Origin of the sequence: Geodermatophilus tzadiensis (genome assembly GCF_003002915.1) — a bacterium.
GTDB classification, from domain to species: Bacteria; Actinomycetota; Actinomycetes; order Mycobacteriales; family Geodermatophilaceae; genus Geodermatophilus; species Geodermatophilus tzadiensis.
In genome coordinates this window covers 80964-107467 of record NZ_PVTG01000007.1, presented here as the reverse complement: position 1 = coordinate 107467, position 26504 = coordinate 80964, and the positions used below count along the sequence as shown (strand labels likewise).

Annotated in this window: 21 protein-coding genes; 13 read left to right on the top strand and 8 right to left on the bottom strand. The window is 75.1% G+C overall.

The features are described 5' to 3' along the window. Nucleotides 1-44 precede the first annotated feature (44 nt). From LY71_RS11210 to LY71_RS11190, 5 genes are all read left to right on the top strand, one after another. Nucleotides 45-881: an MEDS domain-containing protein gene (locus tag LY71_RS11210; protein WP_106277406.1), complete on the top strand. Its 837-nt coding sequence runs from the start codon at nucleotides 45-47 to the stop codon at nucleotides 879-881. Beyond that, nucleotides 878-1813, top strand: a complete 936-nt coding sequence (locus LY71_RS11205) for a sensor histidine kinase (protein ID WP_106277404.1) — start codon at nucleotides 878-880, stop codon at nucleotides 1811-1813. Before LY71_RS11210 ends, LY71_RS11205 begins: the two co-directional genes overlap by 4 nt. Nucleotides 1814-2282: 469 nt before the next feature. Further along, complete coding sequence (locus tag LY71_RS11200) at nucleotides 2283-3563, top strand: aminomethyltransferase family protein (RefSeq protein WP_211297268.1); 1281 nt, start codon at nucleotides 2283-2285, stop codon at nucleotides 3561-3563. 222 nt (nucleotides 3564-3785) lie between these two features. Then, entirely contained in the window at nucleotides 3786-4640 is an 855-nt protein-coding gene (locus tag LY71_RS11195; RefSeq protein ID WP_106277402.1) for an SDR family NAD(P)-dependent oxidoreductase, read from the top strand. A gap of 271 nt (nucleotides 4641-4911) precedes the next feature. Beyond that, nucleotides 4912-6867, top strand: a complete 1956-nt coding sequence (locus tag LY71_RS11190; RefSeq protein ID WP_106277400.1) for an APC family permease — start codon at nucleotides 4912-4914, stop codon at nucleotides 6865-6867. A gap of 12 nt (nucleotides 6868-6879) precedes the next feature. Here LY71_RS11190 and LY71_RS11185 read toward each other — a convergent pair whose 3' ends face one another. The 5 genes from LY71_RS11185 to wrbA form a co-directional block, all read right to left on the bottom strand. Further along, entirely contained in the window at nucleotides 6880-7554 is a 675-nt protein-coding gene (locus LY71_RS11185) for a response regulator (protein WP_106277398.1), read from the bottom strand. After that, entirely contained in the window at nucleotides 7551-10007 is a 2457-nt protein-coding gene (locus LY71_RS11180; protein WP_211297267.1) for an ATP-binding protein, read from the bottom strand. Before LY71_RS11180 ends, LY71_RS11185 begins: the two co-directional genes overlap by 4 nt. 152 nt (nucleotides 10008-10159) lie before the next feature. Further along, nucleotides 10160-10651: a GNAT family N-acetyltransferase gene (locus tag LY71_RS11175; protein WP_106277396.1), complete on the bottom strand. Its 492-nt coding sequence runs from the start codon at nucleotides 10649-10651 to the stop codon at nucleotides 10160-10162. A 192-nt stretch (nucleotides 10652-10843) separates the two neighbouring features. After that, nucleotides 10844-11056 (bottom strand): hypothetical protein, encoded by a 213-nt coding sequence (locus LY71_RS11170; RefSeq protein ID WP_106277394.1) that lies wholly within the window; start codon nucleotides 11054-11056, stop codon nucleotides 10844-10846. An 87-nt stretch (nucleotides 11057-11143) separates the two neighbouring features. Beyond that, the gene (gene wrbA / locus LY71_RS11165; RefSeq protein ID WP_106277392.1) at nucleotides 11144-11791 is read right to left on the bottom strand and encodes an NAD(P)H:quinone oxidoreductase; all 648 of its coding nucleotides are present in this window, start codon (nucleotides 11789-11791) and stop codon (nucleotides 11144-11146) included. Between the two features lie 205 nt (nucleotides 11792-11996). Here wrbA and LY71_RS11160 point away from each other — a divergent pair, with 205 nt between their 5' ends. The 5 genes from LY71_RS11160 (at nucleotide 11997) to LY71_RS11145 (ending at nucleotide 18516) form a co-directional block, all read left to right on the top strand. Continuing rightward, nucleotides 11997-15068: an AfsR/SARP family transcriptional regulator gene (locus tag LY71_RS11160; protein WP_106277390.1), complete on the top strand. Its 3072-nt coding sequence runs from the start codon at nucleotides 11997-11999 to the stop codon at nucleotides 15066-15068. A 108-nt stretch (nucleotides 15069-15176) separates the two neighbouring features. After that, nucleotides 15177-15692, top strand: a complete 516-nt coding sequence (locus LY71_RS11155; RefSeq protein ID WP_106277388.1) for an anthrone oxygenase family protein — start codon at nucleotides 15177-15179, stop codon at nucleotides 15690-15692. Continuing rightward, nucleotides 15689-16225, top strand: coding sequence for a GNAT family N-acetyltransferase (locus LY71_RS23730; RefSeq protein WP_211297266.1), 537 nt, complete (start codon nucleotides 15689-15691; stop codon nucleotides 16223-16225). The genes LY71_RS11155 and LY71_RS23730 overlap by 4 nt, the downstream gene beginning before the upstream one ends. A 382-nt stretch (nucleotides 16226-16607) precedes the next feature. Beyond that, nucleotides 16608-17129 (top strand): hypothetical protein, encoded by a 522-nt coding sequence (locus LY71_RS23440; protein WP_170121312.1) that lies wholly within the window; start codon nucleotides 16608-16610, stop codon nucleotides 17127-17129. Between the two features lie 121 nt (nucleotides 17130-17250). Further along, on the top strand, nucleotides 17251-18516 hold the full coding sequence (locus LY71_RS11145) for a wax ester/triacylglycerol synthase domain-containing protein (protein WP_170121311.1): 1266 nt from the start codon (nucleotides 17251-17253) through the stop codon (nucleotides 18514-18516). A 62-nt stretch (nucleotides 18517-18578) separates the two neighbouring features. On the opposite strand, the gene LY71_RS11140 is transcribed toward LY71_RS11145, so the two are convergent. The 3 genes from LY71_RS11140 to LY71_RS11130 all read right to left on the bottom strand — a co-directional run bounded on the left by LY71_RS11140 (nucleotide 18579) and on the right by LY71_RS11130 (nucleotide 20906). Further along, nucleotides 18579-19145: a nitroreductase family protein gene (locus tag LY71_RS11140; protein WP_146146111.1), complete on the bottom strand. Its 567-nt coding sequence runs from the start codon at nucleotides 19143-19145 to the stop codon at nucleotides 18579-18581. Continuing rightward, nucleotides 19142-19477: a DUF6092 family protein gene (locus LY71_RS11135; protein ID WP_106277380.1), complete on the bottom strand. Its 336-nt coding sequence runs from the start codon at nucleotides 19475-19477 to the stop codon at nucleotides 19142-19144. The genes LY71_RS11140 and LY71_RS11135 overlap by 4 nt, the downstream gene beginning before the upstream one ends. 139 nt (nucleotides 19478-19616) lie before the next feature. Continuing rightward, nucleotides 19617-20906, bottom strand: a complete 1290-nt coding sequence (locus LY71_RS11130) for an alpha/beta hydrolase family protein (RefSeq protein ID WP_211297265.1) — start codon at nucleotides 20904-20906, stop codon at nucleotides 19617-19619. Nucleotides 20907-21314: 408 nt separating this feature from the next. On the opposite strand from LY71_RS11130, the gene LY71_RS11125 reads away from it, so the two are divergent. The 3 genes from LY71_RS11125 (at nucleotide 21315) to LY71_RS11115 (ending at nucleotide 26354) form a co-directional block, all read left to right on the top strand. Beyond that, the gene (locus tag LY71_RS11125) at nucleotides 21315-22823 is read left to right on the top strand and encodes a class I adenylate-forming enzyme family protein (protein WP_106277378.1); all 1509 of its coding nucleotides are present in this window, start codon (nucleotides 21315-21317) and stop codon (nucleotides 22821-22823) included. 86 nt (nucleotides 22824-22909) lie between these two features. Next, complete coding sequence (locus tag LY71_RS11120; protein ID WP_211297264.1) at nucleotides 22910-24871, top strand: potassium transporter Kup; 1962 nt, start codon at nucleotides 22910-22912, stop codon at nucleotides 24869-24871. 208 nt (nucleotides 24872-25079) lie between these two features. Then, nucleotides 25080-26354, top strand: a complete 1275-nt coding sequence (locus tag LY71_RS11115) for a M23 family metallopeptidase (RefSeq protein WP_106277375.1) — start codon at nucleotides 25080-25082, stop codon at nucleotides 26352-26354. The last annotated feature ends 150 nt before the right edge of the window (nucleotides 26355-26504 follow it).

Genomic DNA, 26504 nt, shown 5'->3' with positions numbered 1-26504 from the left:
CGGGGACCCTGACACCGGACGACCCCCCGGGTACCGTCGACGGGGTGACGGCACCGCGGGGACTGACGTCCCCGACCGGGCTCCGACCAGGTGACCACGTCTGCTGGACCTTCGCCGACGACGCCGACCTCGCCGAGGCCGTCGTGTCCTACCTCGACGAGGGACGCCGGCGGGACGAGCAGCTGCTGCTCATCGGCGCGTCCCGGCCGGCGCTGCTCACCGCGTGCGCCGCACTGCCGGATCGGGACGAGCTGCTCGCCGGCGGCCGGCTCGACCTGCAGACCACCGGGGACGCCTACGCAGGCGGCTCCGGCCTCGCGCCCCTCGAGCAGGTCGAGCGCTACCGCGCCGCGGTGCAGGAGGCGCTCGGGAGCGGACGGACCGGCCTGCGCGTGGCCGCGGACGTCACCGCACTCATCCGGGACGGCCGTTCCGGTCGCCGTCGGCTGCACGCGTACGAGCAGCTCGCCGACGTGCTCATGGGTGCCGTCCCCATGACCGCGGTGTGCCTCTACGACGAGTCGGTGGGTGCGGAGGAGCTCGGACCGGTCGCCGTCCTGCACCCGCTCCAGCACCTCGGGGACCGACAGCCGCAGACCCACCTGTCCGGCCGCGGACCGCGGCTCTCCCTGCACGGCGAGGTGGACCTCACCGAGGCCGAGCACGTGCGGACCGCCTTGGTGGACGTCGCCGGCGACGGCTCCGGCGAGTTGGTCCTCGACCTGTCGGACCTCGACTTCCTCGACGTCGCCGGCGGGCGCGCCCTCTACGGCGCGCGGCGCGACCTGGCCGCCCGAGGGATCCGCCTGCGGCTGGCCGGGGCTCCCCGGCACGTCCGCCGCTGCCTCGGGCTCTTCGACCTGGCGGTGGAGCCGGCATGACCTTCCTGCGTCCGACCGGGAACTGGGACGGCACCCGCCTCGCCCACGAGGGGTTCATCTTCTCCACCGACAGCGAGGTCGTCGAGCGGGTGGTGCCCTTCGTCCTCGAGGGGTTCGCCCGCGGGGAGCCGGTGCTCGTCGTCGCAGGGGAGCGCGTCCGCTCGCTGCTCGCCCGGCACCTGGGGACCGACCTGGGCCGGCTCGCGACCTTCGCCGCCGCGGAGACCTGGTGGCGTGGTGGCCACGACACGCTGCTGGCCTACGACCGCGACCTGCGCGACCTGCGTGCCAGAGCGCCGAGCTGGCGGCTGGCCGCCGAGCCGGTGTGGCTCGCCCGCGAGGACGGGCGGGAGTGGAGCCGGTTCGAGGCGGTGGCCAACCGCTGCCTCGACGCGATGCCGTACTACAGCCTGTGCCTGCACGACGCCCAGCGGCTGCCGACCGCGGTCCTCACGGCCGTCGCCCGCTCCCACCCGCTCACCTGGGCCGGCGCCGCCCCGGCGCCCCAGCCCGCCTACGAGGACCCGATCGGCTTCCTCCGCGCGGTGCAGCCGCCCTGGACCGGACGTCCGGGCGGAGCGGTCGTCGACGTCGTGACGGCGCCGGTACAGGCCCGCCGCGCCATGAGCGCGGCGCTCCCCGGGGACCGGCGGGCCCGGCTGGGCGACGTCGTCCTGGCCACCCACGAGATCGTCGTCAACGCCCTGCGCGGGTCGGCGTTCGCCGAGCTGGCGACGTGGACCGACGGCGAGGCGTTCGTCGTCGAGGTGACCGACGCCGGACCCGGTCTGCCCGACGAGACGCTGGGCTACGTGCCGCCCGACCCGGTCGACGGTCCGCGGGGCATGTGGCTGGCGTGGAGCCTCGCCGACGACGCCGCCGTCCGCACCGGCCCGGCCGGCACGGCGGTCCGCCTGTACTTCCGCCGCTGAGCGGCCCGGTGGGACTCAGGCGTCGCGCCGGCGCGCGCGGTTCCGGAGCAACGGACGGGGGACGGCGGAGGTCACCGGGCCAGCGGCGCCGTCGTGCTCCATCCGTGGATGACACTGCTCGCCTCGGTGAACGGCGACCCGCACCGATGACTCCCGATCGCCGGCCACCGTCGGCCGGCCGCTCGATCTGCACGGTCAGCGATCGTCAGCATCATCTGCTGCCTGACCGCTCGTCTCCACCACGGTCAGTGACGGCCGAGTCCGGGCAGCCGGAAGCGTGTCATCGCAGGCCGAGGCGGCGGTTCCCGACCACCGTCTACGGCCCCTGACCCTCCACCGAGGCCGCTCGATCGTCATCAGGCGGGCCGCGAGGGCGTCCCGACGGACTGACGCCAGCGGTCGCCGCTCGGCCGGGGCGGTCCTAGCGTCCGGGAGGACAGCACCTGCCGACACCACAGTGAGGAAGCCGATGGGTCACTCGGTCAGCAGCATGCGCAGGGCTCCCGAGGGATACGCCTGGAGTCGCTGGGGTGAGCCGGAGTACACCGATTGGCTGGACGAGAGCCTGTCGTGGAAGCAGACCTGCTACATCGGGGACTGGTCGTTCCTCTGGCAGCACCGCTTCACCGGGCCGGACGTCCTGGCCATGCTGGGTGAGATCACGGTCAACAGCTTCGCGAGGTTCGACATCGGCCAGTCGAAGCACGCGATCCACACCAACCGCGACGGCAAGATCATCCACGAGGGCATCCTCACCCGGTTCGGGCAGGAGGAGTTCATGCTCCACGGACGCGGCGGGTTCTGGGCCAGTCACCACCTCGCCTCCACCGACTACGACGTCCAGGTCGACAGGGATGACTGGTTCATCCTCCAGGTGTCCGGTCCGCAGTCGGTCAACGTGCTGGACAAGGTCGCCGGCAGCGGGCTGCGCGACACCGGCTTCATGCACGTCAACACGATCACGGTCGCCGGCCACGAGATCTACGCCCTCCGACAGGGGATGGCGGGGGAGATCGGCTTCGAACTACAGGGACCGATCGCGTACAAGCAGGAGGTCTACGACGCTGTCCTCGACGCCGGTCAGGAGTTCGGCATCCGCAAGCTCGGCGGCCGGACAGCACCGATCAACCACCTCGAGGCGTGCTTCCCGACCATCGCGACGGACTACATCCCCGCGATCTTCGAGCCGGAGACCGCGGACTACCTCGCCGTGTTCACCGCGTCGATGCCCGCGTTCGCTCAGCCCGCGTACATCGCCGGCTCCTACGACGGAGCGAACATCTCCGAGTACTACCGCAGCCCCGTCGAGCTCGGCTGGGGTCGCAACATCAGGTTCGACCACGACTTCCTCGGTCGGGAGGCCCTCGAGGAGGAGAAGGCGAACCCTCGTCGGACGATCCGCACGCTCGTGTGGAACGCCGACGACGTCCTCGACGTGCACGCGTCACTGTTCCGGCCCGGGGACCACTTCCCCTTCATGGACATGCCGCGTGACCAGCGCGGGTTCATGTGGGCGGACAGGGTCACGGTGGACGGCGAGCTCGTCGGGGTGGCGACGTCCCGGGGCTACAGCTACTACTTCCGGCAGATGCTCTCGCTCTGCACCATCGACGTCGGCCACGCTGAGGTGGGGACGTCGGTGACGGTGCACTGGGGCACTCCAGGAGGCCCTCAGAAGGAGATCCGGGCGACCGTCGCCCCGGCGCCCTACAAGACCGACCGGAGACGGGAGGACCTGCACACCGCCTGACGCCCAGGACCGGCTCATCACCGGGAGGGAACGACCTGAGCCACTCCCTCGCCCTCAGACGTCGACGCGGACCGCGGCCACAGGTGTCGACCGTTCCCGCATGTGCACTCGCGTGACCGTGGTGGGCTGGTGAGCCGGCCCGACAGTACGGTCGTCCGACGGACCGGACCAGCGTCGGTTGCAGGAGGACATCGTGCCCACCGGCCATCGGATCACCCGTCGATGAGCACCGCGAGCCGTGCTGCCCTGGTCACCGGCGGCGCCAGTGGCATCGGCCGCGCGACGGTGGCGAGGCTGCTCGCCGAGGAGTGGCAGGTGGTCGTGGCCGATCTCCACGGGAGGAACGGCGCGCAGGTGGCCGAGGAGTTGGGCGAGGAGTTCGGCGGGCGGGTCAGGTTCGTTCGCGCCGACGTGTCGGAGGAGGCCGACGTCGCCGGAGCCGTGGCGGTCTGTGTGACCGAGTTCGGCCGGATCGACTGCGTCGTGAACAACGCCGGCGTCGGCGGCGCCTTCGGCGCCCTGACCGACATCGCGGTCGAGGACTGGGACTACACCTTCGCTGTCCTCGTGCGCAGTGTGTTCCTCGGGATCAAGCACGGTGCCCGTGCGATGCGGGCAGCCGGACGCGGCGGGTCCATCGTCAACACGGCCTCGGTGGCCGCGTTCAGCGGAGGAGCCGGCCCCCAGGCGTACTCGGCGGCCAAGGCCGCGGTGGTCAACCTCGGCCGGGTGGCCGCGGCGGAGCTGGCCGGCGACCGGATCCGGGTGAACACCGTCTGTCCGGGACTGATCGTCACGCCGCTGATCGGGCCCGACCTCGACACGGCCCGAGCGGTCATGCGCGAGGCCCAGCCCTGGCCGGACCTGGGCGCTCCCGAGGACGTCGCCGAGGTCATCGTCTTCCTGGCCGGCGACGCGGCACGCTTCGTCACCGGTGAGGAGGTCACGGTCGACGGCGGCCTGCGCGCCGCCGGCCCGCGGGTGCACGCCGCCTACGGCGGGGAGCCGCGCACCCGCGGGCTGGTGGGGGTCAACCGGGGCAGCACCGGCGAACCTCCGGTGGTCCGGCGCGCCTGAGGGGCAGGCGGAGGTCGGCGAGCGGGACGTGCCGTCCAACAACCACTCGGCGTCGCCGAGCCCGCTGCCCCGTGACCTGCTGCTCGAAGCGCCACACGTCGGTGGTGCGTTCGGCGAGGTGGTCGCCCGGCGACACGTCCCGCGGCAGGAGCCCCGCCGGTGCGGTCTTGACGGAATCCTTACGCCCTCGCCTCCTCCGCCAGGCGGTGGTGGCCCCCGGTGGGACCTAGCGTCGACCTGCGCAGGTGCCGACGTCGACCGAGGAGCGCGAGTGGTCACCCCGACCGAGACCGAACTCCAGGCGCCGTCGCCGCTGCGCGACTGGTTCCTGCAGGGCCGGCCACGGAAGCGTCGGGGGATCCCCGGGCCGCACGCCCACCCGGAGACGACGCACACGACCCACCGGTGGTGGCAGGTCATGTGCCTCACCGGCGTCGACTACTTCTCCACCCTCGGCTACCAGCCGGGCATCGCCTTCCTGGCCGCCGGGCTGCTGTCGCCGCTGGCGACCCTGGTGCTGGTGGCGCTGACGCTGTTCGGCGCGCTCCCGGTCTACCGGCGGGTGGCCGCCGAGAGCCCCCGCGGCGAGGGGTCGGTCGCCATGCTGGAGCGGCTGCTGCCGTCGTGGAAGAGCAAGCTGTTCGTCCTGGTGCTCCTCGGCTTCGCCGCCACGTCCTGGATCGTCACGATGACCCTGTCGGCGGCCGACGCGACGGCGCACATCGTCGAGAACCCGCACGCGCCCGCCGCCCTGCACGGGCACGAGGTGGCGATCACCCTGGGCCTGCTGGCGCTGCTCGGCGCGGTGTTCCTCAAGGGGTTCACCGAGGCGATCGGCGTGGCCGTCGGCGTGGTGGCCGGGTACCTCGCGCTGAACCTGGTCGTGGTCGTCGTCGGGCTGTGGCAGGTGGCCGCCGCGCCGGTCCTGGTGAGCGACTGGTGGGCTGCGCTGACCACCCAGCACGGCAGCCCGGCCGCGATGGTGGGGGCCGCGCTGCTGGTGTTCCCCGCGCTGGCGCTGGGCCTGTCCGGCTTCGAGACCGGGGTGGCGGTGATGCCGCACGTCGACGGTGATGCCGGGGACACCGAGGAGCACCCGGACGGCCGGATCCGGGGGGCCCGGCACCTGCTGACGACGGCGGCCCTGATCATGAGCGTGTTCCTGATCGCCAGCAGCGTGATCACCACCCTGCTGATCCCGGAGGCGGCGTTCGAGCCGGGTGGGGACGCCAACGGCCGGGCCCTGGCCTACGTGGCGCACGACCTGCTGGGGGACGGCTTCGGCACCGCCTACGACGCGATCACCATCGCGATCCTGTGGTTCGCCGGTGCCTCGGCGATGGCCGGCATGCTCAACCTGATCCCGCGCTACCTGCCCCGCTACGGCATGGCCCCGGACTGGGCGCACGCCGTCCGCCCGCTCGTGCTGGTCCTGACCGGCGTGGCCTTCCTGGTCACCTGGGTCTTCGACGCCGACGTCGACGCGCAGGGCGGCGCCTACGCCACCGGCGTCCTGGCACTCATCACCTCGGCCGCGATCGCGGTGGCCCTCGCCGCGCACCGGGCGCGGCAGCGGTGGCTGACCGTCGCCTTCGGCGTGATCTCGGTCGTCTTCGTCTACACCACGGCGGTCAACGTGGTGGAACGCCCGGACGGCGTGACGATCGCCGCCTGCTTCGTCGCCGCGATCGTCCTGGTGTCGCTGGTCTCCCGGCTGACCCGCTCGCTGGAGCTGCGGGTGACCGAGGTCCGCCTGGACGAGAAGGCGGAGATGTTCGTCCGCGACTGCTCCCGCCGCAAGCTCCGCTTCGTGGCCAACGAGCCGGACGCTCTCGACCAGGTCGAGTACCTGGAGAAGCTGCGGCAGATCCAGGCCGACAACGACCTGACCGACGACGACCTGGTCTTCGTCGAGGTGACCCTGACCGACCCCTCGGAGTTCGAGACCGCGCTCGACGTCCACGGCGAGGTGGTGCACGAGCGGTACCGGGTGCTCCGCATGCGGCACGCCAGCGTCCCCAACGCGCTGGCGGCGCTGCTGCTGCACATCCGGGACGAGACCCACCGGGTGCCGCACGTCTACTTCGAGTGGACCGAGGGCAACCCGCTGGCCAACCTGCTGCGGTTCGTCTTCACCGGCGCCGGGGAGGTCGCCCCGGTGACCCGCGAGGTGCTCCGGGAGGCCGAGCCCGACCGCACGCACCGTCCCCGGGTGCACGTCGGCTGACGGGCCGGCCGCTCACGGGGTGAAGCGGTAGCCCATCCCGGGCTCGGTGAGCAGGTGGCGGGGGTGCGCCGGGTCCGGCTCGAGCTTGCGGCGCAACTGCCCCATGTAGACGCGCAGGTAGTGGGTCTCCCGCTCGTAGGCGGGTCCCCACACCGCGTGCAGCAGTTGCCGCTGGCTGACCAGCCGCCCGGGTGCGCGGACCAGCTCGGAGAGCAGGCCCCACTCGGTGGGGGTGAGCCGGACGACGGCCCCGGCGACCGTCACCTGCCGGGCGGCCAGGTCGACGGTGAAGGAGCCGGCGTGCACCACCGGACCGTCCGGCTCCGGGACGGCCCTGCGCTGCAGCGCCCGCAGGCGGGCCAGGAGCTCGCCGGTGTCGAAGGGCTTGGACACGTAGTCGTCCGCGCCGGCGTCCAGCGCCCCGACCTTGTCCCGGCTGTCGGCGCGGGCGGAGAGGACGAGCACCGGCCCGGCGAACCAGGGACGCAGGCCGGCGAGGACCTCGGTGCCGTCGAGATCGGGCAGTCCCAGGTCCAGGACGACCAGGTCGGGGCGTTCCGCGGCGGCCTCCCGCAGCGCGGTGCGGCCGTCGACGGCGGTCACCACCTCGTAGCCGGACGCGCGGAGGGTCACCCGCAGGGCCCGGGTGAGCAGCGGGTCGTCGTCGACGACCAGGACCCGGCTCACGGCGCGGGCAGCGGGGTCGCCGGGACGGGGACGGCCGCCGCCCGCAGCGAGGCCACCATCGTCAGCCCGCCACCCGGGGTGTCCTCCGCGGTGAGGCTGCCGCCCATCGCCTCGGTGAGTCCCCGGGCCACCGCGAGCCCCAGGCCGACGCCCTGCCCGGCCGGGGCGTCCCCCAGCCGCTGGAAGGGGGCGAAGACGCGGTCCCGGTCCGCCAGGGCGACGCCCGGACCGCGGTCGACGACACGCAGTTCGACCCGGGCGCCCAGGGCTGCGGCCGCCACGGTCACCGGGCCGGCGGACGCGTGCCGCACCGCGTTGCCCACCAGGTTGGCGGCCACCCGCTCGAGCAGCCCGGGATCGGCCCGGACGAGGGGGAGGTCGTCCGGCCAGTCCAGGCGGACGCGGGCGCGGTCGGTCGCGTCCAGCGTGCGCAGCGCCCGCTGCGCCACCGCGGGCAGGTCCGACGGGCTCAGCACCGGGCTGACGACACCGGCCTGCAGGCGGCTCATGTCCAGCAGGTTCTCCACCAGGTCGACGAGCCGGTCGGTCGACTCCTCGATGGTCGCCGTGAGCTCCGCCCGGTCGGCGTCGTCGAGGTCGAGGTCGGCGGCACGCAGGGCCGACACGGCCGCCTTGATCCCGGCCAGCGGGGTGCGCAGGTCGTGGCTGACCGCGGCGAGGAGGGCGCTGCGCATGCTGTTGCCCGCGGCCAGGCGGTCGGCCTCGGCGGCCTGCGCGGTCAGCCGGCGCTGGTGGAGGGCCACGGCGGCCTGCTCGGCGAAGGCGACCAGCAGCCGCCGCTCCTCCGCGGGCAGGGGGCGGCCCGCCAGCCGGAGCGCGAGGGTGTCGGTGATCCCGACGGTCTCGACCGCCTCGCCGCCGGCGTCCGGCCGACCGCACGTGCCGACCGCTCCCTCGCCGTCGCGGGTGCGCTCGACCATCGTCACCGACCGCAGCCCGAACGCCTCGCGGATCTGCTCCAGCAGGCTGGGCAGGGCCCGGTCACCGGCGAGCACGGACCGGGCGAGGGAGGCGAGCATCGCCGTCTCCGCCCGGGAGCGGGCGGCCACGGTGGCCCGCCGCGCCGAGCGGTCCACGACGGTGGCGACCGCGGTGGCCACCACCAGCCCGCTCAGCAGGGCCACGACGTCGTCCATCCGGTGCACGGTGAACTGCCGGGTGGGAGGCACCACGAACCAGTTCTCCGCCAGCCCGCCGAGCACCGCGGCCACCAGCGCGGGCCACAGGCCCCCGGTCAACGCCACGGCCAGCACCAGCAGGAGGAAGGCCAGCAGCACGACCGGCAGCGAGGCGCCGGTGAGCAGGCACAGGGTGGTGAGGACCGGTACGCCGACGACGGCGAGGAGCAGACCCGTCCACCGGCGACGGGCGGTGAGCGCCCCGGTCAGCGGCGGCAGCCGCCAGCCGCGGGAGCCGGCCGCGGCGTGGGTGACGACGTGCACGTCGATCTCGCCGGAGTCGGCGACCACCTGGCCGCCGATGCCCCGGCGCACCGCGCGGGCCCAGCGGGAGCGCCGGCTGGTGCCGATGACCAGCTGGGTGGCGTCGACGCTGCGGGCGAACTCCAGCAGCGCCGCGGCGACGTCGTCACCGACCACCTGGTGGTAGCTGCCGCCCAGGCTGTCCACCAGCTCCCGCAGCGTGCGCAGCGCGCCGGGGGAGGCGCCGGTGAGCCCGTCGGAGGCGAGGACGTGCACGGCCAGCAGGTCGCCGCCGGAGCGCTGGGCCACCCGGGAGGCGCGGCGGACCAGCGTCTCGCCCTCCGGGCCGCCGGTGAGCGCCACGACCACCCGCTCGCGGGTCTCCCACACGAGGTCGGTGTCGTGCTCGGCCGCGTACCGCCGCGGTTCCTCGTCGACCCGGTCGGCCGGCGCCGCGTCGACCCGCTCGGCCGGGTCGACGTGGGCCGGCCTCCGGCGCAGCGCCTCCGCGGTCGTGTCCACCAGCTCGACCTGGCCGGCCCGGCGGACCACGGCGTCGGGCACGGTCTCCTGCTGGGCGGTGCCGGTGATCTGCTCGACGACGTCGTCGAGGCTCTCCGGGTGCTGGAGGTCGACCGTGGACAGCACGTGGATGCCGGCGTCGAGGATCTCGTCGACGTCCTGCCAGCGGTGGGGGTTCCTCGACCCGGGTGCGTTGGTGTGGGCGAGCTCGTCGACGACGACGACCTCGGGGTGCCGGGCCAGCACGGCATCGACGTCGAGCTCGGTCCGCGTCACGCCCCGGTGGGTGACCGCGCGCCGCGGCAGCACCTCCAGGCCCGTGAGCTGGTCGGCGGTGTGCCGCCGCCCGTGCGTCTCGACCAGCCCGATGACGACGTCCGTACCGCGGGAGGCCCGCCGGTGCGCCTCGTCCAGCACGGCGTGGGTCTTCCCGACGCCGGGGGCGGCGCCGAGGTGGATGCGCAGGGTTCCGCGGGCCACGCCGTCCATGGTCGACCGTACCGGTGCCGCGGGGGTGCCGACCGGCACCGAGGTCTCATCAGGATCCCGCGGCCGGCTGTCGCCGGTCCCGGTCAGGGGTGCACCAGGAGGTCCGCCGGGGGCGCCGGCCTCGGCCTCGACGGTGCTGCGTCGCGAGCGCCTCAGGAGACGGGCGAGGCCTGCGGGTGTCGTGCCATCAGGGCGCCCGGCTCGGGGAACGGCCGGAACCCGTGCCGTGCGTACAGGGCGTGCGCGTCGGCGGTCAGCAGCAGCTGGAGGGAGGCGTCGGTGACGGCGGGGTGAGACAGGGCCGCCTCCACCAGTGCGCCGGCGATCCCGCGGCGGCGGTGCTCGCGGAGGACGAAGAGGTCGTCGAGCCAGGCGTGTGTCGCGGTGTCGGTGACGACGCGGGTGAAACCGACCATCGTCGGTGTCGCCGTGGCCAGGTGCACCGACAGCGGCAGCGACATCCGCACCGACCGTGCGACCCGTTCCCTGCTGACGCCTCTGCGCCAGTACGACTCGCCGGACAGGAAGGCGTGGACGACGTCGAGGTCCACGCGTTCCGGGTCGTCGGTGATGTCGTAGGCGCCGAGTCGCCGCAGGGTGGATGACGTCGTCAACAGTGCGGCGACGTCGACGGGGGACGGCATGGCGACTCCAGGTGCGGGGGAGGGGCGGGGTGGTGTCGGGTGCACGGCTCCGGTGCAGCCGGTGCCTGTCGCGATCCTGTCCTCGCGGCGTTCGCGGACGGCGACCGGCGGTCGCGGGACGAGGCCGAGGGCCCTGGATCCGCTGGTCAGCCGTGGGTCCGGACGAGGCCCCGGCCACGCGAGCCGGCCCGGTCAGCAGACGGCGGCCGGCGCGGGCCGGCGACGCGGGTCGGAGCCCGCGCGCGCGGCGGTGCGGCTCCTCAGGCGGGTGGCGGGGGAGGCGTTGGCGTATCCGCGTGGCAGGCGCTGCGCGGTGGGGCCGCCTGGTGCGGTGGGGTCGAAGGGCTCGAGTCTGCGGTCCATGGGGACGTAGCAGACGTAGTCCGCGGGGTCGTAGGTGTTCACGGTCGACTCCTGGTGTCCGGTCGGCTGTCCGTTGCGGGGGAGGTGACCGGGGACGGCGGGCGTCGGTCGACCGCCCGCCGCCGTCCGTCAGGCTGCTGCGGCTCCGGCGAGCAACCGCTTCGTGACGGTCGCGACGCGCCGGCCCAGGTAGGCGGCGGCCGCGCACTCGACGTCACCGACCGGCGTCGCGCCGTCGTCACTGACGTGGCCGACGCCGTAGGGGTTGCCGGCCTCGAACTGCACGGGATCGGTGTAGCCAGGCGGCACGATGTAACCGCCCCAGTGGTAGAAGGTGTTCGCCAGGGCCAGCAGGGTCGACTCCTGACCGCCGTGCCTGGTGGCGCTGCTGGTGAACGCGGCGTACACCTTGTCGGCGAGCAGGCCCTGCTCCCAGAGGGCGCCGGTGGTGTCCAGGAACTGCTTGAGCTGCGCCGCCGGCAGCCCGTACCGGGTCGGCGTCCCGAAGACCACGGCATCGGCCCAGAGCAGGTCGCCCTTCGTCGCCTGCGGCACGTCGACGCTGGCCTGCGCGTGGGCGGCCCATGCCTCGTTACGGCGGATCGCCTCCTCCGGCGCCAGCTCGGCGACCTTGCGGACCCGCACCTGCGCACCGGCCTTCTCGGCGCCCTCCCGCACCGCTTCGGCCAGCGCGTGCACGTTCCCGGTGGCCGAGTAGTAGATGATCGCGACGTTCGGGCTGGAGCCGGAGGTCGGACCGGACGTGGTGTCGTTCATCGCTGCTCTCCTCGTGCGGTGGCTGGCTCCGGCCCCGGACCGGGGCCGGCCGCCGTCGGGCGGTGGAGACAGTCCACCGGCGGGCTCTGCCCTGCGGCTGTCACGGACCTGGCGTGGTCTGTCGCGAGACCTGCCGGTGTCCCGACGCCCGTCCCGCGCTCCGTGACGGCCCTGCCGGGACCACCCGCTGGCTAGGCTGCGGCCCGTGGACTTCTCGGTCCTCGGCCCGCTGCAGGTGCGGTCCGGCGGGAAGGCCGTGGCGGTCCGCCGCGGTCATCCCCGGGTGCTGCTCACCTACCTCCTGCTGCACCCCGGCGAGCCGGTGCCCGGGCCGTTGCTGGCCGATCGCACGTGGAACGGCTGCCCGCCCGCCGACGCCGCCAACGCGGTGCACCGGATGGTCTCCTATCTCCGACGGGCGATCGGAGGGCAGGAGGAGCTCCCGCTGCGCACGACGGGAGGGGGCTACGTCCTCGACGTGCCGGCGGCGGCCGTGGACTGTGCCCGGTTCAGCCGGCTCGTCCGAGGAGCCGGTGGAGAGCCGGCCCGGACCCTCGCCGCGCTCGACCAGGCGCTGGACCTGTGGCGGGGGGACCCGCTCGCCGATGCCGCCGGACTGCCGTGGGCCGTGCCCCACGTCACCGAGCTGGAGGAGCTGTACCTGCAGGCGCAGGAGAGGCGCCTGACCTGCCTGCTGGAGCTGGGACGCCACCAGGAGGCCGTCCCCGCGGCACAGGCGCTGGCCCGGACCCACCCGCTGCGGGAGAACCTGACGAGCTCCCTCATGCTGGCGCTGTACCGGAGCGGGCGTCAGGGCGACGCCCTGGCCGCCGCGGCGGCGCTGCGCCGGACCCTGGCCGACGAACTCGGCCTGGATCCCAGCCCGGCGGTCCTGGAGCTCGAGCACCGCGTCCTCCTCCAGGACCCGGCCCTGTCGGCCGCTGCGCCGGTCGCAGCCGACCCGCGCGTGCCGGGAGGGGGGCTCCCGGAGCCCCCGGGGGCTGCCGGCGTCGGTCCGCCGGAGGAGGCCGGGCAGCGGGTCTCCGGGCGTCGTGCCGTCACCTCGCTGGTCGGCCGGGACGCCGAGACCACCGCGGTGACCGCGGCGTTCGAGGAGGCGGGACTGCTGACCCTCACCGGTCCGGGTGGGACCGGGAAGACCCGCTTGGCGCTGGCGGTCCTGGAGCGGGGACCCGACCGTGGTCCCGAGTGGTTCGCCGACCTCAGCGGTGCACACGACGATGCCGCCGTCGCGAGTGTCGTCGCCGCCGCCACGGGGACCCCGACGGCCCCGGGCAGCGACGTGGTGCAGGCCGTGGTGGCCCACCTCGGGAACCGCCCCGGGGTGCTCGTCCTCGACACGTGCGAGCACGTGGTGGGCGGCGCAGCCACTCTGGCCGTGGCGGTGCTGCACGGTTGCCCCCGGGTGCGTCAGCTCGCCACCAGCCGTCGTCCGCTCGGGGTCACCGGGGAGGTCGTCTGGCCCGTGCCACCCCTGACGCTGCCCCCCGTGGGTGGTGCCGTGACCACCGCGCAGATCGGCCGCGCGGCGTCCGTCGAGTTGTTCGCGCAGCGTGCGGCGGCGGTGCAACCGGGGTTCCGGATCGACGACGCGAACGCCGCGGACGTGGCTGCCGTCTGCCGGGTCCTGGACGGACTGCCCTTGGCGATCGAGCTGGCCGCGGCCCACGTGGACGTGGTGAGCCCGGCAACGATCCTCGAACGACTGGACGACCGGTTCGCCCTGCTGGTGTCGGAGACCCGGGACGTGGTCGCGCGGCAGCGGACGTTGCGGGCCGCGATCTCCTCCAGCGTCGACCTGCTCACCGCGGACGAGCGCGCACTCCTCACCCGCCTCGCGGTCTTCGCCGGGACCTTCGACGTCGACGCCGCGGCGGCGGTGGCGGGGCGCGATCCCGGATCGCCCGACGTCGAGCACTTCCGGTTGCTGGCCTCCCTGGTGCGCCAGTCGCTGGTCGCCCGCGCCGGTCCCGACCGCTACCGGTTGCTCGACTCGATCCGCGCCCACGCCGGCGAGGTGCTGGCGAGCGCTCCCGACGCACCCCAGGTCCGCAGGCGCCACGCGCAGCACCACCTCGCGATGGCGGAGGCGGGCGACCGGCAGGTGCGGACGAACGCCCAGCAGCCGTGGCTCGTCCTGCTCCGGGAGGTGCTGCCCGACCTCCGGGCGGCGCTGCGGTGGTGCCTGGACGGCAACGCACCCGAGCTGGGTGCCCGGTTGGTCGGCGCGCTGGCGTGGTTCTGGACGCTGGAGGGGCAGCTGGCCGAGGCCCGCTCGTGGCTCGACCGCGCCGAACGGGCCGAGATCGACGATCCACGCGTCCGGTCACGGGTCCTGCTCGGCGTCGGCCTGGTCGCGGCCCCGCTGGGCGACCTGGCCCGGGCGCGGGACGCCTGCGCCGCGGCCGCGGACCTCAGCCGGGCGGCCGGCGACGACCGCGGGACCGGAGACGCGCTGATCACGCTCGGCGTCGCCCTGTGGGCGCTCGGCGACCTCGACGCAGCCGCCGCCGCGCACGACGAGGCGATCGAGCGCCTGGCAGCGGAGGGCGACTCCTGGCGCCGCGCCGTCGCGGTCGTCCTCCGGGCGCGCACCGCCCTGGATCGCCACGATCCCGACGCCGGGGACAGGACGGCGGCAGCCGCGGTCGCTGCGCGGCGGAGCGGGGACGCGCACCTGGAGGGCCTGGCCTCGACCCAGCGCGCGCGCGACGCCCTCCGCGCCGGGGACGGTCCGGCGGCCGCCTGCGCGGCGCAGCAGGCCCTGGAGGCCCATCGCCGGATCGGGTACCGGGAGGGCGTGGCGGCCGCGCTGACGCTCCTGGCGCGCGCCAGGAGCGCCGAGGGAGCCGCCGGGACCGCCACTGCGCTGGCCGAGGAGGCGATGGCGGTCGCGACGGCGATCGAGCACCGCGGGGCCCTGTGCCACGCCGTCGAGGCGCTGGCGGCCGCCCGAGCGGCGGCGGGTGACGACCGTGACGCGCTGCTGCTCCTCGAGGTCGCCGCGACCGACCGGCGGGCCCGGGGGATACCCGACCCACCGGTGGAGCGCGAGCTCACCGAACGGCTGGCCGACGGGCTGCGCGTGCGGTTGGGGCCGGGGGCGGAGGACGTGCGCCGCCAGGCCACCGGCACGACGCTCGACGACGTCGCCGCCGAGCGGGGCGCCCGGGCGGGACGGGGCGCCGTCCGCGCGGGTCCCCGGTCCACCGAGGACAGGTCCGGAGCAGATCCGGGACAGCCGGCACCGGTGTAGTCGGACCGGCCGGCCCGCACGCAGCGGGTCCGGCCGGCGAGAGGGCGAGCACGCCCGGGACCACCTCGGACACCGCCCCCGTTCGCCACCGCGTGAGAGGAGCCTCCGATGGAGCACGCACACACGACCCGCGTCGCCCGGTGGGCCCGGCCGCTCGGGCTGGCCTCGGCGACGTCCGCCGGCGTCCTGGCGGGCGGCATGGTCTTCATCCAGGTGGTGCTCGTGCCGTCCTGGCGCGCGACGCCGCCGGCCGAGTTCCGCCGGTGGTTCACGGCGCACGCCGAGCGCATCCGGAGCCTGATGATCCCGCTGGGCGCCGGAGCGGGCGCCGTCAGCCTCGCATCGGCGGTCACCCAGCTCCTCGGCCGCCGCAGGTCCGGCGCCGCCGCGGTCGCCGCGGTGGCCACCGGGGGCGTCGTCGCCGTCACCCTCACCGTGAACGAGCCGGCCAACCACCGCTTCACGTCCGGTCGGCTCACGGACCCCGAGACCCGGGACCTGCTGCGGACTTGGGCCCGCTGGCACCACGTCCGCGTCGTCCTCGGCCTCGTGGCGACGGTGGCCGCGACCGCGGCAGCGCAGGGGGCGAGCGTGGACGGGACCGCCGAGGCGGCCCGGCCGTGACCGACCTCCGCGCGCAGGGAGCCACGATGCGCACCGACCGCACGGAGGTCGTCCCGGTCACCGTCGAGATCGCGGAGGCACTCCTGGAGTCGGACGCCGCCTTCCGCGACCGCTTCGGCCTGGACGTGGCCACGGACTACCTCGCCTTCCCGGAGGCGCTCCCGGCGACGCTCGACGCACTCCGGTCCGGGATGCCGCCGCAGTGGTTCAGCCACCTCGTGATCGACCCGGTGGCCGACCTCGTCGTGGGGATGGGCGGGTTCACCGGACCACCCGCCGACGGGGTCGTCGAGATCGGTTACAGCGTGGCCCCCGCCCACCGCGGACGCGGGCACGCGAGCGGGGCGGTGCGGCTGTGGCTCGACCTCGCAGCGCGCGCGGGGGTCGCGCTGGTCCGGGCGCACACCCTGGCGGAGGAGTGCCCGTCGACGACCGTGCTGCGGAGGCTCGGGTTCGAACGGGTCGCCGAGATCGACGACGCGGAGGAGGGCCCGGTGTGGCGCTGGGAACGAGCACCAGGACCGACGACCTGACCGTCGACGGACGGTCGCCCGCCGGGGCCCGACCACCGTCCTCCGGCGCTCCGGGGCGGACGCCGGGGACGACGACCTCGGCCGTCGCGCGCCCCCGGTGACGCCACGGGCCAGGTCTCGCGACCGACCAGGCGTCCCGCGACCGGTGACCCGGGGCCGGCTCACCCCGATCGAGGTCGCGACCACCGACCAGCCGCTCGCGCGGGCTCCTGACCGTGGCGCACGGCCGGGGGGTCTGGTTCCGTTCGGTGCCCTCGCCAGTGGCGAGGGTGATGCCCGGCCGCGTGTCCCGAGTCCCGGCTCCGACACGCGAGTCCGTGGCGGAGGCCCGCGCTCTCGTTGCGGACCCTCGGTCGGCATGACGGTCAGGCACGAGCCACGCGTGGACGCGATCCCCATGGTCACGGCGGTGACCCGGCTGGACTTCCTCAGCCGGCGGGACAGCGCGGCGGCGCTCCCGCGTCCGTCCGTCCGACCGTCGCAATCCTGGACCGACCACCTGCGCGGCCAGGTCGAGGCGCTGGACCTCGACGAGTCCCTGGAGCTGCTCGACCTCAGCGATCTCGTCGCTCGGCAGGCCTACGACGCGCAGCACCGGGGCATCCGTGCGGCGCTGCGCGCCGGGGCGACGTGGGAGCGGATCGGTGCTGCGCTCGGCACCACGCCGCTGACGGCGTGGAACAGCCACCAGCGGTGGATCGAGGAGCAGGTCGAGCTCTTCGAGCTCACCGGCCGGGACGGGTTGGACGACGTCGGTGCGGTCGACGCGCTGCAGCTGGCCGGCGAGCGCCCTGTCGGCCTGCGGTACGCCGCGCGCGGCACCGGACCCGCTCCGAGGTCCGACCCCAGCAGCCAGGGGCGGCCCTCCCTCGCCGCCGGGAGCGGGGACGACCGTCGCGGGTGACGACCGTCCTGGCACGTCCGGCAGGGTCCATCGCTGCCTCAGGTGGTCGGGGCGTCGGCCGGCGGCACGGGACCGGAGATCCTGCTTGTCGGCACCCACCGCACACCGGCAGGCTGCCGCCGTGGACGTCCCGCTGACCGCCGAGGACCGGGCGATCCTGGCGCTGGAGGACGCTCACCTGGTGGGGCACACGGCCACGGTGGTCCACCTGCCGGCAGGCGCGCCGGACCTGCGGCAGCTGCGCGACGCGGTCACCCGCCGGCTGCCGGACGCGCCGCGGCTGACCTGGCGGCTGAGCGGGACCTCCGACGAGCCGGTGTGGCGCTCGGGCGAGGTGGACGTCGCGGCGCACGTCCGGGCCGTCGATGCGGCTGCTCCGCTCGACGATCCCGGGTTGCGCACCGAGCTGGCCCGGTTGTTCGGGCAGCACCTCGACCGCAGCCGCCCGCTGTGGCGGATGGACGTGGTCGGCCCGGTGGCGGGCGGCGGTGCGGTCCTGGTCTGGCGGGTCCACCACGCCCTGGCCGACGGCGGAACGGTCGTGCGCCTGGCCGAGGACGTGCTGTGGGACCCGGCCACCCCAGACCCCGGCGGGCAGGGCTCCGGGAGCCCGGAGGCGGGGACGCCGGGCGGGGACCCGGTGCGGTCCTCCCTGGCCGGCGTGCTGACCGGGGAGCTCCTCCCCGGGCTGCGGCGCTCCCCGTTCGACGCAGAGGTGGGCCGCGGACGCGAGGTCGCCCTCGCCGTGACCTCGATGTCGGCTCTGCACGAGGCCGCCCGCGGCCTGGCCGGCGCGACGGTGAACGACGCCGTGCTGGCGGTGGTGGCGGGTGCGCTGCGCCGGTGGCTGGAGCACCGGCACGGGCCAGTCCACGGGCTGAGGGTCAAGGTGCCGGTGACGATGCACCACGACGGCGACCGGGCCGGCAACCGCGACTCCTGGTTCCGCGTGGACCTGCCGGTCGACGAGCCGGACCCCGTGGCCCGGCTGGCCGCCGTCCGCCGGGAGACCGCGCAGCGCAAGGCGCGCCACGACGCCCAGGAGCTCGACGAGCTCGCGGACCGGATGGCCCGGTTCTCGCCCCGCCTGGCGGCCTGGTCGCAGCGGCTGCAGCGCAGCGGGCGGTCGTTCGCGCTCAACGTGTCGAACGTGCGCGGCCCGGCCCGGGCGGTCACCGTGCTCGGCGCGCCCGTCGGCGCGGTCCAGCCGCTGGTCGAGGTGGCGCAGCACCACGCGCTGCGGGTGGCGGTGCTGTCGGTCGCCGACCGGCTGGGCTTCGGGCTGGTCGCCGACCCGTCCGTGGTCGGGGACCTCGACGTGCTGGCCGCCGCGGTGGAGCAGGAGGCTGCCGGGTTCCCGCACGCCCGGGGAGGAGGGCGCGGGTAGCCCCTCCGGACGAGCCGGTGGGGGAGCGCGGTGGTGCACCGGCACGACGGGAATGTCGGCCGTCAGGATGGTCGGTCCCGGGTGACCCATCGGGTGAGGTCGCGCCAGGTGAGACCGGGCCGGCCGTGCACCGGTGGAGGGCTGCTGGGCCCCGGGTGGCCCAGGCACACGACGAGCTCCGGCCGCCACGAGTCCGGGAGGCGCAGGACCTTGGCGACCGCGGCGCGGCTGGAGGAGGTCACCGGCCCCGCTCCGACCCCGAGCGCGTGCGCGGCCAGCAGGATCGTCGCCATCGCCGTCCCGACGTCGACGAACGGACCGGGGGCGTCGGGCGGGAAGCCGTAGCCGGCCGCCAGCCCCCGATCGGTGCAGATGGTGATCGCCGCGGCCGGCCGCGGCAGCATGCCGGGGGAGACCGCGCGCAGCACCCGGAGGACGCCGGCGTCGTCGGTGACGACGAACCGCTGCAGGTGCCGGTTGCCCGCGGTCGGCGCCCACCGGGCGGCGTCGAGGACGGTCTCGAGCGTCTCGCGGTCGATCGGCTCCGCCGTCATCGCGCGCACCACCCGGCGGCTGCGGATCGCCTGCAGCACCGCCGCGCCCCGCTCCGGGCCCTCGTCGCCGGTCACGTCGGCCCCGACCGGTCGGGTGCCCACCGGGCGGTCAGGTGCGCCGCGAGCGCCCGGCAGAGGTCGTCGAGGCGGCCGACGTACCCCTCGCGGTCCTCGCGCGGGACGGCGAGCTCCGGCACCTGTCCCAGCGGGCCGGCGAGAAAGGCGGCGGTCGCATCGGAGGAACGCGGTGCGATCCGGTCGGCGAGCCGGTGGGCGGCGGTGAGCAACCGCAGCGGCCCGTACTCGGCGGCCTCGTCGACCTGCGTGCGCGCGGCGGTGAGCAGGTAGGCGAGCAGTTCGAGCGCCTCGTCCTCGTCGAGGACCCAGGCCCGGTCGGAGCTCGGCATGACGGATCCCTCCCCGCCGAGGATCCTGCCAGCGGCTCCGGGCCCTGCGGCCACGACCGCACCCGCCGGGCCGCGGCGGGGATGCGGTCGCTGCGCGGCCCGGCCGAGCGGCGTCCCTCGACAGCCGTTCGGTGGCGGTTCAGCGTCCGGCCCGCTGCAGCCAGGTGGTGTACCAGGCGTACACCCGGGCGGTGAGCAGCCGCTGGGCCAGCGGCTGGCAGTGGAGGTCGGCGCCGTCGGCAGCGGTGAAGTGGACCAGCTCGTGCGGGGCGGTGAGCAGGCCGGCGAGCTCGGCGGGCTGACCGGGGAAGAACTGCTCCCCGACCGGGTCGGTGACCAGCAGCGGGGTGCGGATGTCGGCTGCGACGCCGCGCAGGTCGTACTGCCGCACCGCGGTGAACAGGTCGAAGGGGTCGGAGATGCCGTAGGGCCGGGCGCGGAAGGCGAAGGTGCGTTCGACGGCGGGGTCGCTGCCGACGGTGGCCAGGACCTCGTTGAACGCGTCCTTCTGGCCGGTGTCGAGCATGGAGACCAGCTCGGCGGGCAGGTGCTCGAGCCACGTGCGGGAGACGTCGACCACCCCGCCGTCGGCGACGGCGGCGACGAAGCGGTGCTCGAAGGCCAGGGCCCGCGGCAGCCAGTAGCCGCCCTGGCTGATGCCGTAGGCGGTCAGTGCGCCGGCGTCGACGTCCGGGCGGGCGACGAGGACGTCGACGACCGGGGTGAGCACCGCCTCCCAGTCGGGCCGGAAGGGCACCCCGTGCTCGAAGAGCATCGACTGCTGACCGGGCCCGTCGAACACCGCGGCGTTCCACCCGCGGGCCAGCGCCTCGGACGCCATCGGCCACAGCGAGGTCAGTGCCCCGTCGCTGCCGTTGGTGATCACCAGCGTCGGTCGGGGGTCTCCCGACGCGTCGGGCCGCAGCAGCCAGCCGGGCAGCACGGTGCCCTCGTAGGGCACCTCGAAGCGGACGTACCGGCCACCGGACAGGTCGATCACCGCTTCCCAGCAGCGGCGGCCGTTCCGGAAGGTGGGCAGGGTGACCGCGGCGGACAGCTCGGCCGGGAGGCCGTCGACGGCGAGCAGCGCCGCCGAGTAGGCGCTCGACGCCGCCAGGTGGGCCCAGGACGCGCCGACCGGATCGGTGGCCGCCGACGACTCCCCGACGGCGGCGAGCTGGTCACCGCGCCCGGTCCAGGCGGTGAACCAGCTGGACCGGTCGCCGTCGGTGACGGTCGCCGCGGTGGCCAGCCACATGCCGACGTCACCCGCCCCGTGGCCGGCCTGGCCGAGCAGGCAGCGGACGTCGAAGTCGAGGTCCGGGTCGCTGGAGAACGGCCGGATCGCTCCGGTGGCTGCGGGGGAGCCCCCCGCGGAGCCCGAGCGGGAGCCGGGACCGGTCGACGGCGGGTCCGGAGTGGCGGTCATGACCGTGGTCCTCCCGGCAGCGGGTGGTGGCGGTGGGCGTCGGCGACCGACAGCCACCGGCCCGTCCGCGCACGGTCTCCACCGCCTCGAGGAGACGCGCGGCGGTGCCGAGCTGCTGCCTCCGCGGTCCGGCGACTGCGCGGAGCGTGTCACGCTGCCGGCCGGCAGTCCACGCCCTCGGTCGCCGTCACCCGCTGTCCACCAGGAGGTGCGGCCACCTGGGATCAGCGGTGCGTCGGAACACGTCGCCGGTCGCGGACGTGCCGGCGTCCCGATCCTCCAGCACCTTGCGTCGTCGGCCGGCGAGGCGAACGCTCGACGGTCGTGGCAGCCCCCACGTCCTCCGCCACCGCCGGTGGGCGCGGCGGCCTCGGCGGGGCGCGCGCGTCCACGCGAGGGAGGCACGACATGACGGACCACACCGCTGCCCGGGTCTACGTCGAGGACCTCGTCGACCGGCTGACCGCCGCCGGGGGACGCACCGTCGTCCGCTGCGACGGCCACGACACCAGCGGATCGGAGTTGCTCGGCGAGATCCACCGCTACGCCCGGGTGCTCGACGACCTCGGCACCGGCCGTGGCGACCTCGTCGCGATGTACGCCCCCAACCGCCCCGAGGCGCTGGCGGTCCGCTACGCCACCCACCTGCTCGGCGCCGGCTCGGTGTACCTCTCGGCTCCTCCCGATGCGGGCAGGGGCGCCCAGCTGCTGGTCGACCTCGACCCGCGGCTGGTCGTGGTGTTCCCCGGCACCGCGCACCTGCTGCCCCCGACCACCGCACCGATCGCCTCCGTCGGGGACGTGCCCGGGGTGCCGTTGCGGCTCGACCTGCTCGCCGCCGAGGCCCCGGCCGGCCCGCTCCCCGCACGGGCCCGCGCCGGCGACCTGGCGGTGGTCATCTCCTCCGGCGGCACGACCGGGGTGCCGAAGGGCAGCGTCCGCGACTTCGCCACCTGGACGGTCACGGTCACCGGTCCGCACCGCCCGGATCGGCGGCAACTGGCCAACGGCAAGCTGCCCTACCTGACCCAGCTGCTCGTCGACACCACCCTCCTCGGCGGCGGCACCGTGGTCCTGCAGGACGGCTTCGAGCCGGCGGCGACCCTGGCGGCCATCGAGTCCGAGCGCATCACCGACCTGTTCCTCGTCGAACCCCAGCTGGTCGAGCTCATGGACCACCCGGACGTCGACCACCGGGACCTCTCCTCCCTCCGGGCGCTGACCCACATCGGCGCGTACGCCGCCCCGGTGCTGCGGCTGCGCGCCCGGGACCGGATCGGCCCGGTGATCACCCACACCTACGGCGCCAGCGAGATCGGCATCGTCAGCGCACTGAGCCCGGCCGAGCACGACCTCGGCCACCCCGAACGGTTCACCTGCGCCGGACGCGTCCTCCCCGGCGTCGGGGTCCGCTTCCGCCGCCCCGACGGCGACCTCGACGCCACCGAGGGCAGCATCGAGGTCCACTCGGCCGCGATGGCCTCGGGCTACCGCAACCGGCCCCTCGAACAGGCGGCCCACTTCGCCGGCGGCTGGTACCGCACCGGCGACCTCGGCCACCTCGACCCGGCCGGCTACCTCCACGTCCACGGCCGTGCCGTCGACTGCACCCGCGTCGACGGCCGCCTGGTCAGCCCGATCGGCCTGCAGGACGTGCTGTGCCGGCAGCCCGACGTCCGCTACGCCGTCATCGTGCTCGACCCGCACACCGGCCACCGCATCGCCGCCGTCGTCCCGTGGCCAGGTCGGGAGATCGACGTCGCCGCGTGCCGATCGGTCGTCCTCGAGGAGTTCGGCGAGCAGACCGCCGCCGGGCTCCACGTCCTCCCGGTCGACGGGATCCCGCTCACCGAGCAGGGCAAACCGCACCGGCCGCAGATCCTCCGGCTCGCGGCCCTCGCGAGCACCGCCGCGTGACGGACGGCTCGGAGGGGTCGGCAGCCGGGCCGTAGGACGGTGCACCGGCCTCGTCGCGGAGGCCGCTCGGGAAGGAGGCCGCGGCCGTGGCGGAACTGGTGTCCGGCGAGGTCGTGCCGCAGGAGGACCCGCCGTCGGCGCGGCGACCGGGTCCGGAGCCGGGCCTCGGAGGTCAGGCGCTCGTGGTCGGTGCGCTGGGCGTCGTCTACGGCGACATCGGCACCAGTCCGCTGTACGCGATGAGGACGGTGTTCGCCGTCGACGGCGGCGCGGTGCGGGCGACCGTCGGCGACGTCCTGGGCGTCGCGTCGCTGGTCTTCTGGTCGCTGACCTTGACCGTGTCGGTGAAGTACGTGGTCTTCGTCCTGCGCGCGGACAACGACGGCGAAGGCGGGGTCCTGGCCCTCGCCGCGCTGGTCCAGCGCTCCCTCGACATCCGGAGCCGGGGCAGGGCCGCGGTGGTCATGGGGCTGGGGGTCCTCGGGGCGTCGTTGTTCTACGGCGACAGCATCATCACCCCGGCGATCTCGGTGCTGTCGGCTGTCGAGGGGCTGGAGGTGGTGTCCCCGGGGCTGTCCCACGCGGTGCTCCCCCTGGCGGTGGCGGTGCTGACCGGGCTGTTCGCGGTGCAGCGGTGGGGGACCGGCCGGGTGGGAGGGGTTTTCGGTCCCGTCATGTTCCTGTGGTTCGCCGCGCTGGCTGCGGCCGGGCTGGCCGAGGTGGTGGCGCAGCCGGGGATCCTGCGGGGCCTGTCGCCGAGCTACGCCGTGCGGTTCGCCGCCGGCCGGCCGGCCGTGGCCCTCGTGGCGATGGGTGCGGTGGTGCTGGCGGTCACGGGGGCGGAGGCGCTCTACGCCGACCTGGGCCAGTTCGGCCGCCGGCCCATCCGGCGTGCCTGGTTCCTGCTGGTGTTCCCCGCCCTGACGCTGAACTACCTGGGGCAGGCGGCACTCGTGGCACGGGACCCGACGGCCCGTGAGGACCCCTTCTTCCTCCTCCTGCCCTCCTGGGCGCAGCTGCCCATGGTGGTCCTGGCGACCGCGGCGACGGTCATCGCGTCGCAGGCGGTCATCGCCGGTGCCTTCTCGGTGTCGCACCAGGCGATGCGGCTCGGCTACCTCCCGCGGCTGCGCGTCCGGCACACGTCGTCCCGCGAGGCCGGCCAGGTCTACGTGCCGGCCGTGAACCAGGCGCTGTTCGTCGCCGTGCTCCTGGTGGTGCTGGCCTTCGGCTCCTCGGCGCGCCTGGCCACCGCGTACGGCGTCGCGGTGACGGCCACCTTCCTCATCACCACGGCGTTGCTGCTCGTCGTGGCCCGCGTGCGGTGGCGGTGGTCCTGGCGCCGGCTGGTGCTGCTGGGCGGGGTCCTCGGGGTGGTCGAGCTGACCTACTCCGTCGCCAACCTCGCCAAGGTCGCCCACGGGGGATGGGTGACCCTGCTCATCGCGGCCGCGCTCTTCACGGTCATGACCACGTGGCGCCGGGGACGTGCGGAGCTGGTGACGCGGCGGGTGGGGCAGGAGGGGGCGCTGGACGACGTCCTCGCCAGGGTGCGCGCCGCCGCCCTCCCTCGCGTACCCGGTGTCGCGGTCTACCCGCACCCGACTCGGGAGACCGCTCCTCTCGCGCTGCGCGCGACCATCGACCGCTTCCACGTCGTCCACGACCGGGTGGTGGTGATCACCGGTCGGACGACGACCGTGCCGCACGTCCCGTGGGACCGACGGCTCAGGATCGAGCAGATCGGCGTGCCGGCGGAGGGGTTCCTCCACGTCACCGCGGAGTTCGGCTTCCAGGACGCCACCGACTTCCCGGCCGTGCTCCGCCACGCCTTCCCCCGGTCCGCGGACCCAGGAGGTGCGGACGACCCGGACACCGCCACCTGGTTCGTGACCCGACTGACACTGCGCCCGACCCGACGGGCCGGGCCGGGCGCCTGGCGTACCCGGCTGTTCGTCGTCCTGGCCTCCCACGCAGCCGGGCAGGCGGACTTCCTGCACCTGCCGACCGACCGCACGGTCGTCATGGGCGCCCGGATCGACCTCTGACCGTCCCCGGCGCGCCCGGCCTCCCGGGCCGACCTGCGGACCTCCCCCGGGTGGCGGGCCGTGCACCGGCACGGCCCGTGCGTAGCGGCGCGCGCGACGCCGGGTGGCGGACGCGATCGTCCGCACGGACGCGCGGGCCGGGGCGGTCGGTCGCGGGAGCGTGTGCCCGCTCCGCGCCGTGTGCCGACCCCGTCCGAGGAGGGCCCCGATGGGCACGACAGCCGCTCCGTCCCCGATCGGCCGCCGTGGCCGTCTCCGGCCCCTGGCCTGGGGCGCGGCCCTGGCGGCGGCGCTCCTCGCCACCGGCTGCGCCGCCGCCGGCGCTGCCCCGCCGGCGCCGGCGAGCTCCCCGGCCACGCCCGAGGACCAGTTCACCCCGGTGGTGGCCGCCACCCTCGACCCGGGACAGGCGCCGGTCCTCGGCACCGACGGCCGGCTGCACGTCGTCTACGAGATCCAGCTGACCAACGCGAAGCCGGTGCCGGCGACGCTGCAGGAGATCCGCGTGCTCGACGGCGAGGACCCCGACCGGGTGATCGCCACCATCGGCACGGTCGACCTGCCCGGGGTCCTGCGCGACCTCACCGGCAAGACGCCCGCCGCCTCGCTGGTGATCGAGCCGTTCGCCTCCCGGCTGGTGCTCGTGCACGTGACCTTCGACGTGCCCGCCGACGTCCCCGCGTCCCTGCTGCACCGGTTCCTGCTCACCGGCGCGCCGCTCGGCGGCGGCGCCGAGCCGGGGCCCCTGGACTACACCGCGGCCTCGTACACCCTGACCGGCACGCCTCCCGTGCTGGGGCCGCCGCTGGCCGGCGACAACTGGGTGGCCTTCAACGGCTGCTGCTCCGCCGACGGCATCCACCGCAACACCGTCCTCCCGGTGAACGGACACCTGGCCGACACCCAGCGCTTCGCCATCGACTGGATGCGGCTCGACGAGCAGGGTCGGATCGTCGTGGGCGACCCGGCCGACGTGCACTCCTACCAGGCCTACGGCGCCGAGGTGCTGGCCGTGGCCGACGCCACCGTCGTGGCGACGCTGGACTCCCTCCCCGACCAGGTGCCCGGGCAACTGCCCGACCCGTCGACCATCACGCTGGCGAACGTCGACGGCAACCACGTGGTCCTCGACCTGGGCGACGGCCGGTACGCCTTCTACGCGCACCTGCAGCAGGGGTCGGTGACCGTGGCGCCGGGCGACCGGGTCCACCGGGGCGAGGTCCTGGGTCTGCTGGGCAACAGCGGGAACACCTCCGCGCCGCACCTGCACGTCCACCTCATGGACGGGACCTCGGTGCTCGGCTCCAGTGGCCTGCCCTACACCTACGACGCCCTGGACCTCGTCGGATCCCTCGACGCGGCGCAGTTCGCCGCCGCCACCTCCTACGCGGGGACCTGGGACCTGGACCTCCTCCCGACGCCGGAACCGCGCACGGAGCAGTTCCCGCTCGACCTCGACGTCGTCGACTTTCCGGAGCGCTGAGCCGGCGACGGCGTCCGGCTGACGCGGCTCGTCCCCGCGCCACCGGCCCCGACGTCGAGCGTTCACCGGATCGAGATCGCCCATAACTCGCCGATCTGCCGCAACCCCGCGATGCTGTCGCCGGAACCCGGCCGGTGAGGGGGTGCGCGT

What these genes read in the sequence shown, in the direction of transcription:
- LY71_RS11155 (WP_106277388.1), top strand. Translation starts at nt 15,177, where the DNA reads ATGGAGCACGCACACACGACCCGCGTCGCCCGGTGGGCCCGGCCGCTC.
- LY71_RS11200 (WP_211297268.1), top strand. Translation starts at nt 2,283, where the DNA reads ATGGGTCACTCGGTCAGCAGCATGCGCAGGGCTCCCGAGGGATACGCC.
- LY71_RS11195 (WP_106277402.1), top strand. Translation starts at nt 3,786, where the DNA reads ATGAGCACCGCGAGCCGTGCTGCCCTGGTCACCGGCGGCGCCAGTGGC.
- wrbA (WP_106277392.1), bottom strand. Translation starts at nt 11,791, where the DNA reads ATGAACGACACCACGTCCGGTCCGACCTCCGGCTCCAGCCCGAACGTC.
- LY71_RS11175 (WP_106277396.1), bottom strand. Translation starts at nt 10,651, where the DNA reads ATGCCGTCCCCCGTCGACGTCGCCGCACTGTTGACGACGTCATCCACC.
- LY71_RS11135 (WP_106277380.1), bottom strand. Translation starts at nt 19,477, where the DNA reads ATGCCGAGCTCCGACCGGGCCTGGGTCCTCGACGAGGACGAGGCGCTC.
- LY71_RS11130 (WP_211297265.1), bottom strand. Translation starts at nt 20,906, where the DNA reads ATGACCGCCACTCCGGACCCGCCGTCGACCGGTCCCGGCTCCCGCTCG.
- LY71_RS11180 (WP_211297267.1), bottom strand. Translation starts at nt 10,007, where the DNA reads ATGGACGGCGTGGCCCGCGGAACCCTGCGCATCCACCTCGGCGCCGCC.
- LY71_RS11205 (WP_106277404.1), top strand. Translation starts at nt 878, where the DNA reads ATGACCTTCCTGCGTCCGACCGGGAACTGGGACGGCACCCGCCTCGCC.
- LY71_RS11125 (WP_106277378.1), top strand. Translation starts at nt 21,315, where the DNA reads ATGACGGACCACACCGCTGCCCGGGTCTACGTCGAGGACCTCGTCGAC.
- LY71_RS11115 (WP_106277375.1), top strand. Translation starts at nt 25,080, where the DNA reads ATGGGCACGACAGCCGCTCCGTCCCCGATCGGCCGCCGTGGCCGTCTC.